General features: G+C 56.1%; 11 protein-coding genes. 7 read left to right on the plus strand and 4 right to left on the minus strand.

Annotation, left to right across the window (positions count from 1 at the left end; all coding sequences use genetic code 11):
* Positions 1-3: 3 nt before the first annotated feature.
* Entirely contained in the window at positions 4-1,710 is a 1,707-nt protein-coding gene (locus tag N4A58_RS12670) for an ABC transporter ATP-binding protein (RefSeq protein ID WP_293710126.1), read from the minus strand.
* A gap of 182 nt (positions 1,711-1,892) precedes the next feature.
* Here N4A58_RS12670 and N4A58_RS12675 point away from each other — a divergent pair, with 182 nt between their 5' ends.
* The gene (locus N4A58_RS12675; protein ID WP_293710128.1) at positions 1,893-2,840 is read left to right on the plus strand and encodes a glycosyltransferase; all 948 of its coding nucleotides are present in this window, start codon (positions 1,893-1,895) and stop codon (positions 2,838-2,840) included.
* Here N4A58_RS12675 and N4A58_RS12680 read toward each other — a convergent pair.
* Positions 2,833-4,047: a glycosyltransferase family 4 protein gene (locus N4A58_RS12680; RefSeq protein ID WP_293710130.1), complete on the minus strand. Its 1,215-nt coding sequence runs from the start codon at positions 4,045-4,047 to the stop codon at positions 2,833-2,835. The genes N4A58_RS12675 and N4A58_RS12680 overlap by 8 nt on opposite strands.
* Before the next feature lie 172 nt (positions 4,048-4,219).
* Here N4A58_RS12680 and N4A58_RS12685 point away from each other — a divergent pair, with 172 nt between their 5' ends.
* On the plus strand, positions 4,220-4,480 hold the full coding sequence (locus tag N4A58_RS12685; protein WP_293710132.1) for a hypothetical protein: 261 nt from the start codon (positions 4,220-4,222) through the stop codon (positions 4,478-4,480).
* Here N4A58_RS12685 and N4A58_RS12690 read toward each other — a convergent pair whose 3' ends face one another.
* Positions 4,481-5,722, minus strand: a complete 1,242-nt coding sequence (locus tag N4A58_RS12690; protein WP_293710134.1) for an esterase-like activity of phytase family protein — start codon at positions 5,720-5,722, stop codon at positions 4,481-4,483.
* Between the two features lie 19 nt (positions 5,723-5,741).
* Between N4A58_RS12690 and N4A58_RS12695 the strand changes: the two genes are divergently transcribed.
* The 4 genes from N4A58_RS12695 (at position 5,742) to N4A58_RS12710 (ending at position 10,878) form a co-directional block, all read left to right on the plus strand.
* Positions 5,742-6,254, plus strand: coding sequence for a DapH/DapD/GlmU-related protein (locus N4A58_RS12695; protein ID WP_293710136.1), 513 nt, complete (start codon positions 5,742-5,744; stop codon positions 6,252-6,254).
* Positions 6,255-6,369: 115 nt separating this feature from the next.
* Positions 6,370-8,226 carry an acyltransferase family protein gene (locus tag N4A58_RS12700; RefSeq protein WP_293710138.1) on the plus strand — a complete coding sequence of 619 codons (1,857 nt, stop codon included), beginning with the start codon at positions 6,370-6,372 and terminating at the stop codon, positions 8,224-8,226.
* Between the two features lie 66 nt (positions 8,227-8,292).
* Positions 8,293-9,480, plus strand: a complete 1,188-nt coding sequence (locus N4A58_RS12705; protein WP_293710140.1) for a right-handed parallel beta-helix repeat-containing protein — start codon at positions 8,293-8,295, stop codon at positions 9,478-9,480.
* Positions 9,481-9,567: 87 nt separating this feature from the next.
* On the plus strand, positions 9,568-10,878 hold the full coding sequence (locus N4A58_RS12710; protein ID WP_293710142.1) for an O-antigen ligase family protein: 1,311 nt from the start codon (positions 9,568-9,570) through the stop codon (positions 10,876-10,878).
* Here the strand turns inward: N4A58_RS12710 and N4A58_RS12715 are convergent, their stop codons facing one another.
* On the minus strand, positions 10,879-11,634 hold the full coding sequence (locus N4A58_RS12715) for a metallophosphoesterase (RefSeq protein ID WP_293710144.1): 756 nt from the start codon (positions 11,632-11,634) through the stop codon (positions 10,879-10,881). It abuts the gene before it with no gap.
* 409 nt (positions 11,635-12,043) lie between these two features.
* On the opposite strand from N4A58_RS12715, the gene N4A58_RS12720 reads away from it, so the two are divergent.
* On the plus strand, positions 12,044-13,288 hold the full coding sequence (locus N4A58_RS12720) for a polysaccharide biosynthesis/export family protein (protein ID WP_293710146.1): 1,245 nt from the start codon (positions 12,044-12,046) through the stop codon (positions 13,286-13,288).
* The last annotated feature ends 35 nt before the right edge of the window (positions 13,289-13,323 follow it).

Consider the following 13,323-nt stretch of genomic DNA (forward strand, 5'->3'; position numbering starts at 1 on the left):
TTTTTAAGAAGTGGCCGATTGGGGCTGCGCCATATGCCGAAAGCGCGCGCTATTGGTCACCAGGTGGGAATATGTCCCGCACTCTGCAATAGTACCCTGCTCTAGAAGCATGATCTGATCGCAGTCGCGTAAGGTTGTAAGGCGGTGCGCGATCATGATGACGGTCACTCCGTCCAACGCGTGAATGGCGTCGATAACCGCGCGCTCGGTAATGTTGTCGAGGGCAGAAGTCGCCTCGTCGAGGATCAGAACTTCTGGCGTATTATAAAGCGCGCGGGCGAGCCCGATCCGTTGTCGTTGCCCCCCGGAGAAACTGGACCCACGCTCACCTGCCTGCGTGTCATAGCCCGATGGCAGGGTGTCCATCACAAAATCATGGATTTGCGCAATCTTGGCCGCGCGGACAACTCTGTCCATGTCGATCTGCTCTGCACCAAAAGCGATGTTTGCCGCAATGCTCGTGTCACTCAGAAAGATGGATTGGGGTACGTACCCGACACAGCGCTGCCAAGCTGCGAGCGTCTTGCCGTTTATTGGGAAGCCATCCACTTTGACATCGCCTTGATCGGGATGCAGCAACCCCAGAAGGATGTCGTTCAGCGTGGTTTTGCCCGCTCCGGTCCCGCCAACAAATCCTACAGAACTGCCCGCTTGAATATCAAGGGACAGGTTCTGCAGCGCAGGCCCATCGGCATCTGGGTACTTAAAGGATACGTGATCAATCCGAATTCCTTTTTTCACCTCCAGCTTGCCGCCATCGTCCTGATTTGCTCGTGGTTTCAGCGTCCGTGCGGTCTGACAAAGGTCCTGTAAAGCGGCATTGGAGAACTTAATGTAGGCAAGGTTTCCGTAGATCTGCTGCAGGGCGGGGAACAATTTCATGCTGGCCACGCCGATCAACCCGAACAGCGGAACCAGTTGCGATAGATCCCGTTCCGAAAAGACAACCATCAACAGTACAATTCCGACAAAGCCGCCATAGATCGCCGCCTCGATCGCAAAGCGCGGCAGGCGCGTCAGGATCGCGGCGGTGCTTTGGCTTTGTGCCATTCCAAGGGCAGGTTTATCAAAGCGCGTGATGCTAAAATCCTCAAGGCCCATGACCTTGATTTCCTTTAGGCTTTGACCGATCTCGCTGACCGTTTGAAAGCGGGCGCGGTTGTGTTGAACTCGGGCGCGGCCCATTGCATCAAGCTGCCCGCGCAGACCCGCGTAAAGGCCCAGATAGAGTGCGGTCAGCAAACCCGCCGCGCCCAAAGCAACATAGGGATTGGCCAGAAACAGCGTCAGGCTGATCAGCGCGACGACAGTCACGTTTGATATGAGCAGAACGGCGGGTAAAAACGTGCGGCGAACAACCTGATCGATTTCAGAAAGTAGCGACTGGCCGAACTCTGCCGTGTTTCTCTGTAAGAACCAGACATAAGGCTGTGAGAGGATCAGTTCTAGCAAACGCAAGGACAGCCCGTAGGCGCGCATGATGCAGAACCGCGTCTGAGCGTAGGTGCCTGCCCCCCTAACGACCATCCCTGAAAGTAACAAGATGAGTACGGTCATCCCGAAGGTCAGGGTCACTTGCCGCGGATCCTCTGACCCGGTCAGGTTCGCGAAAGAGGAAATCAGGGGGTCGGTCTGAGCCAAAGAAGGATCGTTGATCAGCGACAAAAGCGGCATAATCAGGGTGACGCCCGCGACTTCGAACAGTGCCATACAGAGCGTCATTCCCAAGAGAAGCAGGAATTGCCTCCGCTCGGATTGGGTCAGAATTCCCCAGATATCTCGATAAATTTGTAGCACCGTAAACGCTTTCACAGTAATTTTGACCAAGGATCGCCGTATGCGAGCCATATTGAATTGTATTGTTTTAATTAGTTTTACCGCGGGGCAATCCTTTGCAGTACGGTGATTTTATCAGTGTCATCATCCCGGTCTACAATCGCGCGGCAACCTTGGCGCGCTCGGTTGGCAGCATCTGCCGGCAGACCTATCCCAATCTCGAAATTCTGGTCATCGACGACTGTTCGACCGACGATATCGAAGGTGCTGTTGCTGCGCTGAACGACCCGCGTGTCCGGCTGGTCAGACGTGCGCAGAACGGGGGCGCAGCGGCGGCGCGCAACACTGGTGTCGCTTCTGCTACTCACGATCTGATCGCGTTTATGGACAGCGACGACGTCAGTCTGCACGATCGGTTCGAGCAAGAGATGCGCCTGCTTTGCACGCTGCCAGAGGACTATATCGGGGTCTACAGCGCGGCGATCGCCCACACGGACACGACGGAACAAATGCGCAGCATGGCTGCTGCGCGGGTGCTGCCGCCGCCCCACCGCCGGATCCTGAGTGGTGATCTGTTTGCCGAAACGCTGCGCGGTAATTTCATCGACATGCCAACCATGCTGTTGAAAAAGGATGCAGTTCTGGCAGCGGGGCGCTTTGATGAGCGGCTCAGGAATAACGTGGATTGGGACTTTACCTTGCGGCTGACCCAGCAGGGCAAGTTTGGCTTTGTGCCACAGCCACTTTACGTCTTTAGCTATGTCCCGCGCGTGAGCCATGGAAACGACCACGTTAGTCACAACCCAAGGTACTCGGTGCTGAGCTATTCCTACATTACGGGCAAGTTGCGCCGTGCTGGGCACAAGGGCCCGGAAATGGCTGGTCACTACGCTGCGGCGGGCAGTTACCTGATGCGGATCGGGCGTCCGGCCTTGGCGCGTCGATACTTTGAGGCGGCGCGCTGCATCACGCCGCGCAACCCACGGCTGTGGGCTCACCTCGTGCTGAGCCGTCTGCCCGTTTTGCACGGCTGGGCGCGGGGCCGTGCCGCGCGGTTTAGCTGAAGACACGGTCATAGGCGGCCAACAACTGCGGCACAGAATGATCCCACGACAGGGCCTCGAACACCCGTTCGCGCCCGCGTCTGCCCATCTCGCGGGCCTGGTCGGGGTGATCCATGAGCCAAGCGATCTGGGCAGCGAAATCGGTGGCATCGTTTGCCTTGGCATACCGAGAGGCGGTCCCAGCCGAAACGCGACCTTCGGTCAGATCGAACTGAACAACGGGCTTCTCCAGCGTCATGTACTCCATGACCTTGTTCATGGTTGAGATGTCGTTCATCGCATTCTTCGGGTCTGGCGCGACCCCGATATCGCAGCTGTTGAGCGCCCGGAGCAAATCATCCCCGTAGAGCGCGCCGGTGAAAGTGAAGTGCTCTGTCAGCCGGCGCTGCTGCACATCGGTTTTGATGGTGTCCAGTTCGGGGCCGAAGCCCACGATGATGGCATGCACATCGGGGCGCTGCGCACGGTTCACAAGGTGATCAACGGCCTCAACAAGCAGGTCCATGCCTTCTTGCTGGCCGATCACGCCAACATATCCCAGCACGGTGCCGAAGCCTTGGCGCAGGGCAGGGTCGGCGGGCCGGATCTCGAATTTCTCGACCTTGGGAGCAGATCGGACGACGAAGACATCCTTGGCCTTCATCTTCCCACGCCTGATCGCAATTTGCCGGAAGCTCTCGTTGGTCGCGATTGAGGTCTTGGCGCACGCAAAAGTAAGCCGTTCCCACAGAAGCATCACATTGTACAAGAGACCCTTTTTGCCGAACTTAGCCTCGAAGAGTTCTGGGCAAACATCGTGATGATCGAAGAGGTAGCGCACCCCACGCGGGCGGTACGCTAGAGCCAGAAGCCAGACCAAATCGGGTGGATTGCAGCCATGGATCACGTCAAAGCCACGCTCTTTCCAGATCTTTCGCGCCAATCGGAACATATGCCAAAGCGCCAGAGTATACTCGACGGCATAGGCTTTGGCGCCGCTGTGCGCCTCTGGCGGGGCGGGGTAGCGGTAGATATGTACGTCGTCGATCACTTCGAACTCGGCATCCCAGCCACGACCCGTCGGGCAGATCACTGACACTTGGTACCCCGCGGCTGTCAGCGCCGTCGCTTCGAGCCAGACACGGCGGTCCAGCGGGACGGGTAGGTTTTCGACAACAATCAAGACACGACGGGACTTTGGCTCAAACGACGCGGGCGAAGAGGGCATGAAACGGAAAACTCGATAAATCAGATGTCTCGGACCGTGGTCCGAAGAGGGTCAAAATATTAACAGCACTTAAAAATTAACGATGTTTTACCACCGTGCGGTGAAAAAACCCGCTGGGAAGAATGGTTGACCAGAAATGTTGCGCATTTGCAAACAATCAGAGCAAGAGACCATGGATACTTTCAAAGACTACAGCGATAGCCTGACTTCGCCCATTCGTTCGGCACAGAGCGTTACACCCAATGACACAGGGGACCTGACAGTGTTGCCACGCGCCTTATACGTAGGGGCGGGAGGTGATCTGCATGTGACGATGGCTGGCGGGCAAGAAGTGACCTATGCCGCAGTCCCTGCAGGAACGCTGCTGCCCGTCCGTGCCGCGCGTGTTTGGGCGACAGGGACCGAAGCGAGCGCGATCCTAGCGATGTGGTAGTCAGGGGGCGTCTGGCCAGATGTACTCTGCCACCAGCGTGGTGCGAAAGCTGGAGTTGTCGTTGTCGGACACCAGCGTGATGTGCAGAGGGGCATCAGGGGCGGGTCTCCACAGCGCCATACCCTCCATGTTCCCCAAATCTCCCGGGCGGGTCTCTAGCATGACCTGCCCGTTTTCCCAGTCCGGTAGGCCATCGGCGGTTAAGGAAAATCGCCGGATGCGACTCGAAAAACCTGTGAATCCGATCGCGCGCTCCAAAACCCAAACCGAGCCGTCATCCGCCGTATCTGCCGCAGAGATCGCCCACCCGTCCGACATCGGAATCCAGCCGCCGCTGGTCAGTGTCGCATAGCCGCTTTCTAGGCGCCGGTCAGGATGGATGTGGACAACGGGGATTGAGCTGTCATCACGCGGCGCTGAACCGAATGCAAAGAGTTTAAGATGCTGCGGGCGCTCTTCTGGGAGGGCAATAAAACTGCCGTCAGGCATTCGTGCCAGCGCTTCGAAAAGACGGTTTCCCTGGGCACGGACAAACGCATCAGGGTTTACCAAATTCTCGCGTGTGACGTGATCTGCCCCTAGGCGCGCAACCTGACCATATCCCTCGAACGAGACATATATCGCCCCGTCAGGTCCATAGGCTAAATCCTCGGCGTCATTCGTCATCTGTGCCACATTGGCATCGGGATGACCTATGCGGAGATCATAATTGCGCACCAATTTGAGTTGTTCGAGCTGCCCATCGTCGGCTCGGTCAGCTTGTAGCTCCGTCAATGTGCCGCGGTCACTGACCATCCAGAACCCGTCGCCATTGTTGATCGGCAGGATTCCTGATTGCCCGCCTGTAATCGGCGCCTCTATGGGGATCCAGACACGGCCCGCCGGTTCCAGTAATGCGGTCCCTACAGGATTATAAGGCGTCAGGCCGCCCTCAATAATACGGGGTGCGGCGCATGATGCCAAAGGAATCAGTCCGAGCAGAAAAGCGACAAGAATTTTACGGCGGGTTAACAAAATAGCCCCAAAAACGCTGAAATTATGGGGCCACTCAAAGTCTGTTTTGTCCTGAGGGTCAAGCAAATGTGCCTGACATGTCGTAACGCCCGCGCGAGGATGCAAAAAGTGTCTTTGCTTTGTGCGGAATGGGGTATGGTGCCCGAGGTATTGTTTCTGTATTGTGGAGAATGCTTTGAATTCTTCTGCCCCTTTCTCCGGCCCTGCGCATAAAATTCGGTTGAGCAAAGGCCAAAGGTTCTGGCGTTTGCTGTCAGGCGTACTCGACCCCAGAGCATGGTTGCATCTGCTGCGGATCGTGAATCATTACAATCACACGCATGTGGCGCCGCGGCGGCAATTGAAACTGGGGGCAGGGTCGCAAATCAGTCCGACGACAAGCTTTGCCAATCCCGAGCGCATCACTGCGGGACGGGGGCTGCATTTGGGCGCAGAGAGCACGTTATGGGCGGGCCCTGCCTTTGGGGCGATCCATATCGGGAACGACGTCCTGATGGGGCCAGGCGTGTTGGTCACGGCAGCGAATTACCGATTTAATGATGGGCAGCCCGTAACCTCGCAAGCGATGGACGAAGCCGATGTGGTCATTGGCGATGACGTCTGGCTCGGCGCGCGCGTTATGGTCATGCCAGGCGTCACAATCGGGGATGGCGCGATCATTGCGGCGGGTGCGGTTGTGACCAAGGACATTCCCCCATTTGCCATCGCCGCCGGAGTACCAGCCAAAGTCGTCGGCGAAAGAAGGCTTGAGTCCGCTTAGGCCGCAGAAAGCTTGGCGACAAATCTCGGCTGATTTGTTAAGCTAAATCACAGATTATTAATGATTTTACCATTTTGATCCATGTTTATGGGTGTTTTGTTCGGGTTTTGTTGAGATGGGCTATCGCGCTGATATCGATGGCTTGCGCGCTATTGCAGTGCTGTCGGTGCTACTGTTCCACCTCGGGGTGTCATGGGTGCCGGGTGGTTTTGTTGGCGTCGACATTTTCTTTGTCATTTCGGGCTACTTGATCACCCGACTTCTGATGCGCGACCTTAAGGCGGGGCAGTTTAGCCTTGTTGGGTTTTACCGAAAACGTGCGCTTCGGATCCTGCCTGCGCTCTGCGTCGTCTTGGCCGTAACGACCCTCGTTGGCTCACGTGTCATGTTGCCGTCTGAAATGCGCGAGATGGGTCAGTCCATTATCGCGGCGCTGCTTTTCATCTCAAACCTCCATTTCTGGTCTCAAGTCGATTATTTCACGCCGGATGCCAAAGAGAACTCGTTGCTGCACACTTGGTCCTTGGGCATTGAAGAGCAGTTCTACATCATTTTGCCACTTATACTTTGGCTGATGTGGCTCTACGCACGACCATGGCTTTTACAACTGGTAGGGCTAAGCGTGGCGATCAGCCTTGGGCTATCGTTCTACGCAAGTGATCAGATGCCCCGCGCCAGCTTCTATCTTTTGCCAACGCGCTATTGGGAGTTGGGTGCGGGTGCACTACTGGCACTCTTTGCGCCGCGCTTGCCAAAAGGCGTGGCCGAAATCAGCGGTCTGGCAGGTTTTGCGCTACTCGCAGTCGCAATCTTTGGCTTGAGTGAAGACACAGTGTTCCCCGGCGCGGCGGCGCTTCTGCCAGTCGTCGGTGCGGTTTTCGTTATTGCGGGGCATGGGGGCTCGGTCTCTCGGGTTCTATCTTGGCCAGTACCAGTTTGGCTCGGACGGATCTCGTATTCTCTGTATCTCTGGCACTGGCCCGTGATCGTTCTGTGGAAGCTGCGTACCGATCCGGTTCTTGATTTGTCCGAAATGATCGCGCTGGGAGCGGTGTCCATTGCACTTGCTGTGGTCTCCTCGCGCTATGTCGAGCGGCCGTTCCGCTCTCTGCCGTCGAGTGCGACGAACGGGGCAATTCTTCGGCCCGCAGCGCTGGCCATAATCGCGGGGATTGGCGTCGGCTGGGGGTTGAGCGTGTCCCCGACAATGCTCCGAGGCTATGTGCCTCAGGTCGCTGAGTTGGACAGATACGACAGCTACTTCGATGCCCCGTCGTTCAAAGCAAGTTGGCGATACGATACGTGTCACCTTGACCCGCACAGTGGGGGATTTGAGGCTTATGACAAAGCCGCTTGTCTCAAAAAAGACGATCGTCCCGCGCTTCTGCTCTTCGGAGACAGCCACGCCGCGCATTTGTGGCAGGCTTTGGCGGCTGCGCGGCCCGATTTGAACGTCATGCAGGCGTCCTCAACCAATTGTCGCCCCCTGCCAGATCCCAATGCGACAGATTTTTGCACTGATCTGAGTAGGTTCATCTACTATGACTGGGTGCCCAACCACCGGCCCAAAATTGTTGCCCTCAGCGGTGTCTGGCGACCGTCAGAACTAAACTCTTTGGTAAAGGGAATTCACCATCTGCGCGCCAGTGGTGTTGAGCAGGTCGTCGTTCTGGGAGACACGGTGACATACACTGCTACGCTCCCGAAAATATTGGCCAGAGCCGCGATGTCGGGGGCCCCCATTCAGGCGCAGCAGGCTGTTCATCTTCAACCCGATTTGTGGTCGCGGGACAGGGCGCTGCATGAGCTGGTTGAGCAGGCTGGCGCCACCTATGTATCGCTCTTGGATGTCGCGTGTCCGATGGGAGAATGCCTTGCCGAGGTCGACGGCGTGCCGTTTCTGTTCGACTCAAACCATTACACTTCCGAAGGCGCAGCCTATGTCGCGCAGCGCATTGCGGGGCAGTTCTAGATGCGATGGCTTTTGCTCTTTGTAATGTGCTGCTTGCCCATAAGCCTCTGGGCGCAGGAGATTTTCGTGCAAGATCGTGCAGCCTTGTTCAAGGCGTTGAAGCAGGCAAAAGGCGGCGAGGTCTTGTTGCTGGCAGCGGGTGATTATGGCGAGCTTGATCTGTCGGCTGACGGGCCGGTGCCGCCAGTCTATGCAGAGCCCGTGATTTTGCGAGCTGCAGCCGCATCGCCGCCGATTTTTACGCGGTTGAAACTTACCGGCGCCCGCAATCTGGCATTTGAGGGCGTGCTGTTTGACTACATCTTTGCGCCTGGAGACGCGCCGGGTCAGACCCGGCCTTTTCATATCAAAGACTCGACAAATATCCGATTCACCGATGTGATTTTCGACGGCGATGTCGCGTCAGGGCGCGGCCCCGAGGATAACGGTTATGCGGCTGGCATAGGTATAAGCGCTCGGCACGTGACACGGTTCACGCTTCAGGGCAGCGAGATCCGGTCGTTCTACCGAGGTTTGGTTGTGGGTGAAGGGACGGATGTCTTGATTGCCGAGAACGACCTCCATGACCTGCGGTCAGACGGCATGAACTTTGTCAAAGCCACCGGTTTGCGGGTTGAGGGCAACGTCATACGTGATTTCCGCCGCAGTTTTGCGTCGCGCGACCATGCTGACATGATTCAGTTTTGGTCAATGAATGCTGATTATCCGACCACCGATGTTGTCATTCGGCGGAACTTTTTGACGGTCGGAATTGGCGATCATACGCAGTCGATCTTCATGCGGAATGAAGCGGTCGATATGCAGGGTGGCGATCTGTCGATGTACTACCGCGATATCTTAATCGAAGAAAATCTCATCCTGAATAACCATTTTCATGGAATCACTGTGGGGGAGACCGATGGCCTGACCATCCGACGGAATACCTTGATTCGTGTGCCTCGTCGCTCTGAGCCGGGGATTCGGGGCACTTTTGCCAATATGCCTGGAATTCAAGTCGCCGACTCGTCTCGGAATGTGATTGTCACAGCCAACGTTGCGTCACGCGTTCCAAAGGTTCAGGCCGGCTGGAAACAGGTGGGAAACGCAATTGTACAAGACCTCGAGGCGTTTGAGGGCGGCTACTATCCCCGCGTTTTTGCAAACCCATTCGCTGGAAAACCCTATCGACCTGAGAATTTTAAGCCTGTCTCCGGGGCGCTGTTGGATCGCTCAGAGCTGGGTGCACCGTTGTCTATATTTCGCTGGGGGGAATAACTGGACGCGATGGTAAGTCTAAATCCTGAAACCACGCGCTCTTTTGCACCCGCAATCCACGAGACCGGAACGGGCGCGATATGGCTGATGCGACTGTACCTGATTGCTTTGTTTCTGCCGGTCGACTTTCAACTCGGGCCGTTGGCGATGAATGCACTGAGGTTTTACCTCTTGTTGGTGGCGGGACCGCTCTTCGTCCGGTTGGTGATCGGGCATTTTGGACGCGTGATCGTGACCGACGTTTTGTTCGTGATGCACTTATGCTGGGTGAGCCTGTCGCTGGCGGTCAATAATCCGGCCTCCCTTGTTTCCGCGACGGGGTCCGCATCCGTTGAGTTTCTAGGCGGTTATTTGATCGCGCGCGCGTCCATCCGAGACCAGAAGAGCTTTGGCGCATTCTGTCGGTTCTTTGCTGCCATTGTTGTCCTCAGCCTTGTGCCTGCTCTTATCGAGGCGCTCACGGGGCGTGCCTTGGTGCCAGAACTGATTGACCGGCTTCCGTTTTTTACTGCCTCGCTCCCTTTTGAGATGGACCAGAGGATGGGGCTGCACCGTGTGCTGGTCGTGTTCCCACACCCCATTCTATACGGGCTCGTTTGCTCGACCGCGATCTCGTTAGTGTGGGTTGGTCTCAAGCAGGATATCGCGCCGACCCACCGGCTCCGAAATGCAGGGCTTGTGTCTTTTGCCACGTTTCTGTCGCTATCCAGCGGAGCGCTGCTGGCAGCCGCGTTGCAGTTTATGTTGATAGGATGGCAATGGGTTTTCCGTACCGTCCGTGCCCGCTGGCTGATTTTCCTTGGGTTGCTGGTATTGGCTTACATCGTGGTGGACATCGCCTCTAGTCGTTCTCCGATGCGCGTTTTTTTGACTTATGCAACCTTCTCAGCGCATTCGGCTTACACACGGCTCTACATCTTTGATTGGGGTATGGTGAACGTGTGGACGAGCCCGCTGTTCGGGATTGGACTGAATGACTGGGTCCGTCCAGCTTATATGGGAGCAAGTGTCGATAATTTTTGGCTTTTAACGACGATGCGCTGGGGGATCCCCGGGTTCATGACCTTGGCTGCCGGCGTGCTGTACTTGGTACTGCGCGTGGCTTTCCGACCGCTACCAGAGGGATCGTCGCTGGCGGATAAACGGCGTGCTTGGGTGTTCACGATTTGCGGGCTGTGCGTGACCTTGACCACAGTCCATGTGTGGGCAGGGAGCTATTCCTACATCGCGTTTTTGTTCGGTGCCGGGGCTTGGTTTCTTAGGGCATCGCCGGAAAAAGAGAATGAACCTGTGGAGGGGAGTGCGCAGGAGTATCGGCAAGGGTCCATTTACCGTCGAGAGATCGCGCCAACACCCTACACCCGGAGCGCTGTTCAGCACAGGCGCGACCAGATCTGATTAACTCTGCAAGAACATGATTTGCCCGTCGTTAATTTCGACGGCCGTGAGCGGTCGGCCGGTGTAGGCGCCTGTGTCGATCGAAATGCGCCCATTCTTGATCCGCGGCTCTTTGACGATGGTATGCCCGTGAACGATCCATTGTCCGTCAGGGCGTCGCACTTTGCGAAAATCACTGTGCCCCCAAATCAGGTTATCGTCCTTTTGATCCGAGAGGGGCGCAATGGGATCTGCACCCGCGTGGACAACGCCAACATTGCTTTCTTCCCAGAAGGTTGGCAGCCCCTGAAGCCAGGCAAGCAGATCCGAGCCCAGCGCCTCGGATAACTGTTCAGCGATCGCTGTCAGGCTATTTAACTGCCCGCCCCAAGTAACGTTAAACGACTCGAGTGTGTTAAGGCCACCTGCCTGAATCCAGCGAAGACCTGCCGACTCAGGCTTTGCGAGAAAGTCGAGCATCATTTGCTCGTGGTTCCCCTTGAGGCAGGTCAGGCGGGACCCTGCCACACGTTGGAGCGCGATGAGGCGTTGAAGCACGGCAGAGGAGTCCGCCCCGCGATCAATCATGTCGCCCACCGTGATGATACGCGCATCATACCCTTCGGCCTGCCAAATTTTCTCGAGCAAAGTCTCCAGTTGATCGTGGCATCCGTGAATGTCGCCAATGACGAACAGCGGTTCTGAGAGCTGCGGGCTCGATAGTTTGGAGTTTGCAGGTTCGACCTCGCGGCCGAAAAGGCGATTGAAGGAAAACATTTAAAACCGAGGATACGATGATCTGAGATTAAACTTTATAGTAAAGAAGCCGACTAGGGAAGGAATTGCGATGAGAGTTGATGAAGTATTATTGCTGGAGAGAATTTTCGAAACGCTAGGGTTATTAAAAATATCAAAAAGGTAAAAATTTGATACGATGAGCGATTGAGTAAATGAAAGGATGAGCATTGCATTAATCGACGTTGCGCAAACTTTGGGGGCGTTATGGGTAAAATAGAGTCACTCGGCACAATTTTGCCTTTTTCGCTTTAAACGCTGGTGGCGAGAGAGTATGTCTATACACGATTAATGAAATGTCTTCTTGGACATGTAAATTTAGAATTTTTATCGGCTTACATTTCTCTACTGCCTTTTTGTAAGTGAAAATTTAAGTATTCCGAGGTGTCTTTTGCGATACTCAACCGGTTCAAAGTTCCTGCGCGTTGCGGGCTTTTCGATCGCTTCGTTCTCTCTGTTGGTCTCTGGCGCTATGGCTGACTCGTACCGCTTGGTGGCGGGGGACACGCTAGAGTTCATGTACTCGGGTTTGGGTGAGCCGGCCGAGGTCAAGATTGATATCAATGGCCAGATGCGCGTCGTGAACGTTGGCGGTGTGACGGTTGCTGGTCTGACGCTCGATGAGGCTGAAGAAAAGCTCGAGGCGGACATCATCAACTCTGGCATGTTCATTGAGCCGATTGTGAGCCTGCAGTTGACAGAGTATGCGCCTGTTGTCGTGGCGGGGGATGTGGCGCGACCAGGTCGTTTCGAGTTTACTCCAGGCATGACGGTCGCATCGGCGCTGGCGTTGTCGGGCGGCAGTGAACTGGCGGGGATTTCGCGATACGAACTCCAAACCACGCGTAGTGACTTAGAGGCACGGCTTAAAACTGCTAACTTGGAAATTGCGACTACAGTGGCGGACATTGCGCGATATCAAGCCGTGCTGGATGGCAAGGATGTCGTTGAATTGAGCCCTGAGCTTCAGGCCCTCATTCCTGCGAAAGACGCCGTCGATCTGAGCGAAATTATGAGTAAATCAAACCTGATCCTGCAAGCAGAGGCCGCGCAGGAAAAAGAGTTGATGTCCGTTTGGGCCGAAGAGATCGCCTCGATTGAGAAGCAGATTCAGCTTTTTGGTGAACGCATTCAGGTCCAGCAAGACATTGTTGCCAGCGCTGCTGATGATTTGGCCAAGGCACGGGATCTGCAGGCGCGGGGCCTGCAGACCAACGTTGGCTTGGCTGCCGCCGAGCAGCGGGACGCCGACGCGCGGTCGCGCGAGATCGAGTTGGAGTCGGCGCGCGTCCTTGCGACCCAATCGGTGGCTGATGCCAAAGCCGAGCGTAGCCAGTACCAGAGCACTCGCCGGACCGAAGCGTTGACCTTCCTCAAGGAGGATCAGGTTCGCGTGGATTCTCTGTCCTTGCAGTACTCGAATATCCTCGAGCAGTTGGCGTTGCTAACCAGCGGTAGTATCAGCGCGCTGCTCAATTCTGACACTGTTAACCTGACGTATGTGCTGCAGGGACCGCGTGCGGACCGTGTTGCCCCTGAGGATATCAGCGACGCGACTACACTGCTGCCTGGCGATACGCTCGTTGTGTACCTAGAGGGGATGGATCTCTCTCCGGTCGTAGCGACGGCAGAATAAGGACAAGGACGTGAGTGGTAACGAGTTTGGCCGTG

Origin of the sequence: Donghicola sp. (assembly GCF_025210255.1) — a bacterium.
Classification (GTDB): Bacteria; Pseudomonadota; Alphaproteobacteria; order Rhodobacterales; family Rhodobacteraceae; genus Donghicola; species Donghicola eburneus.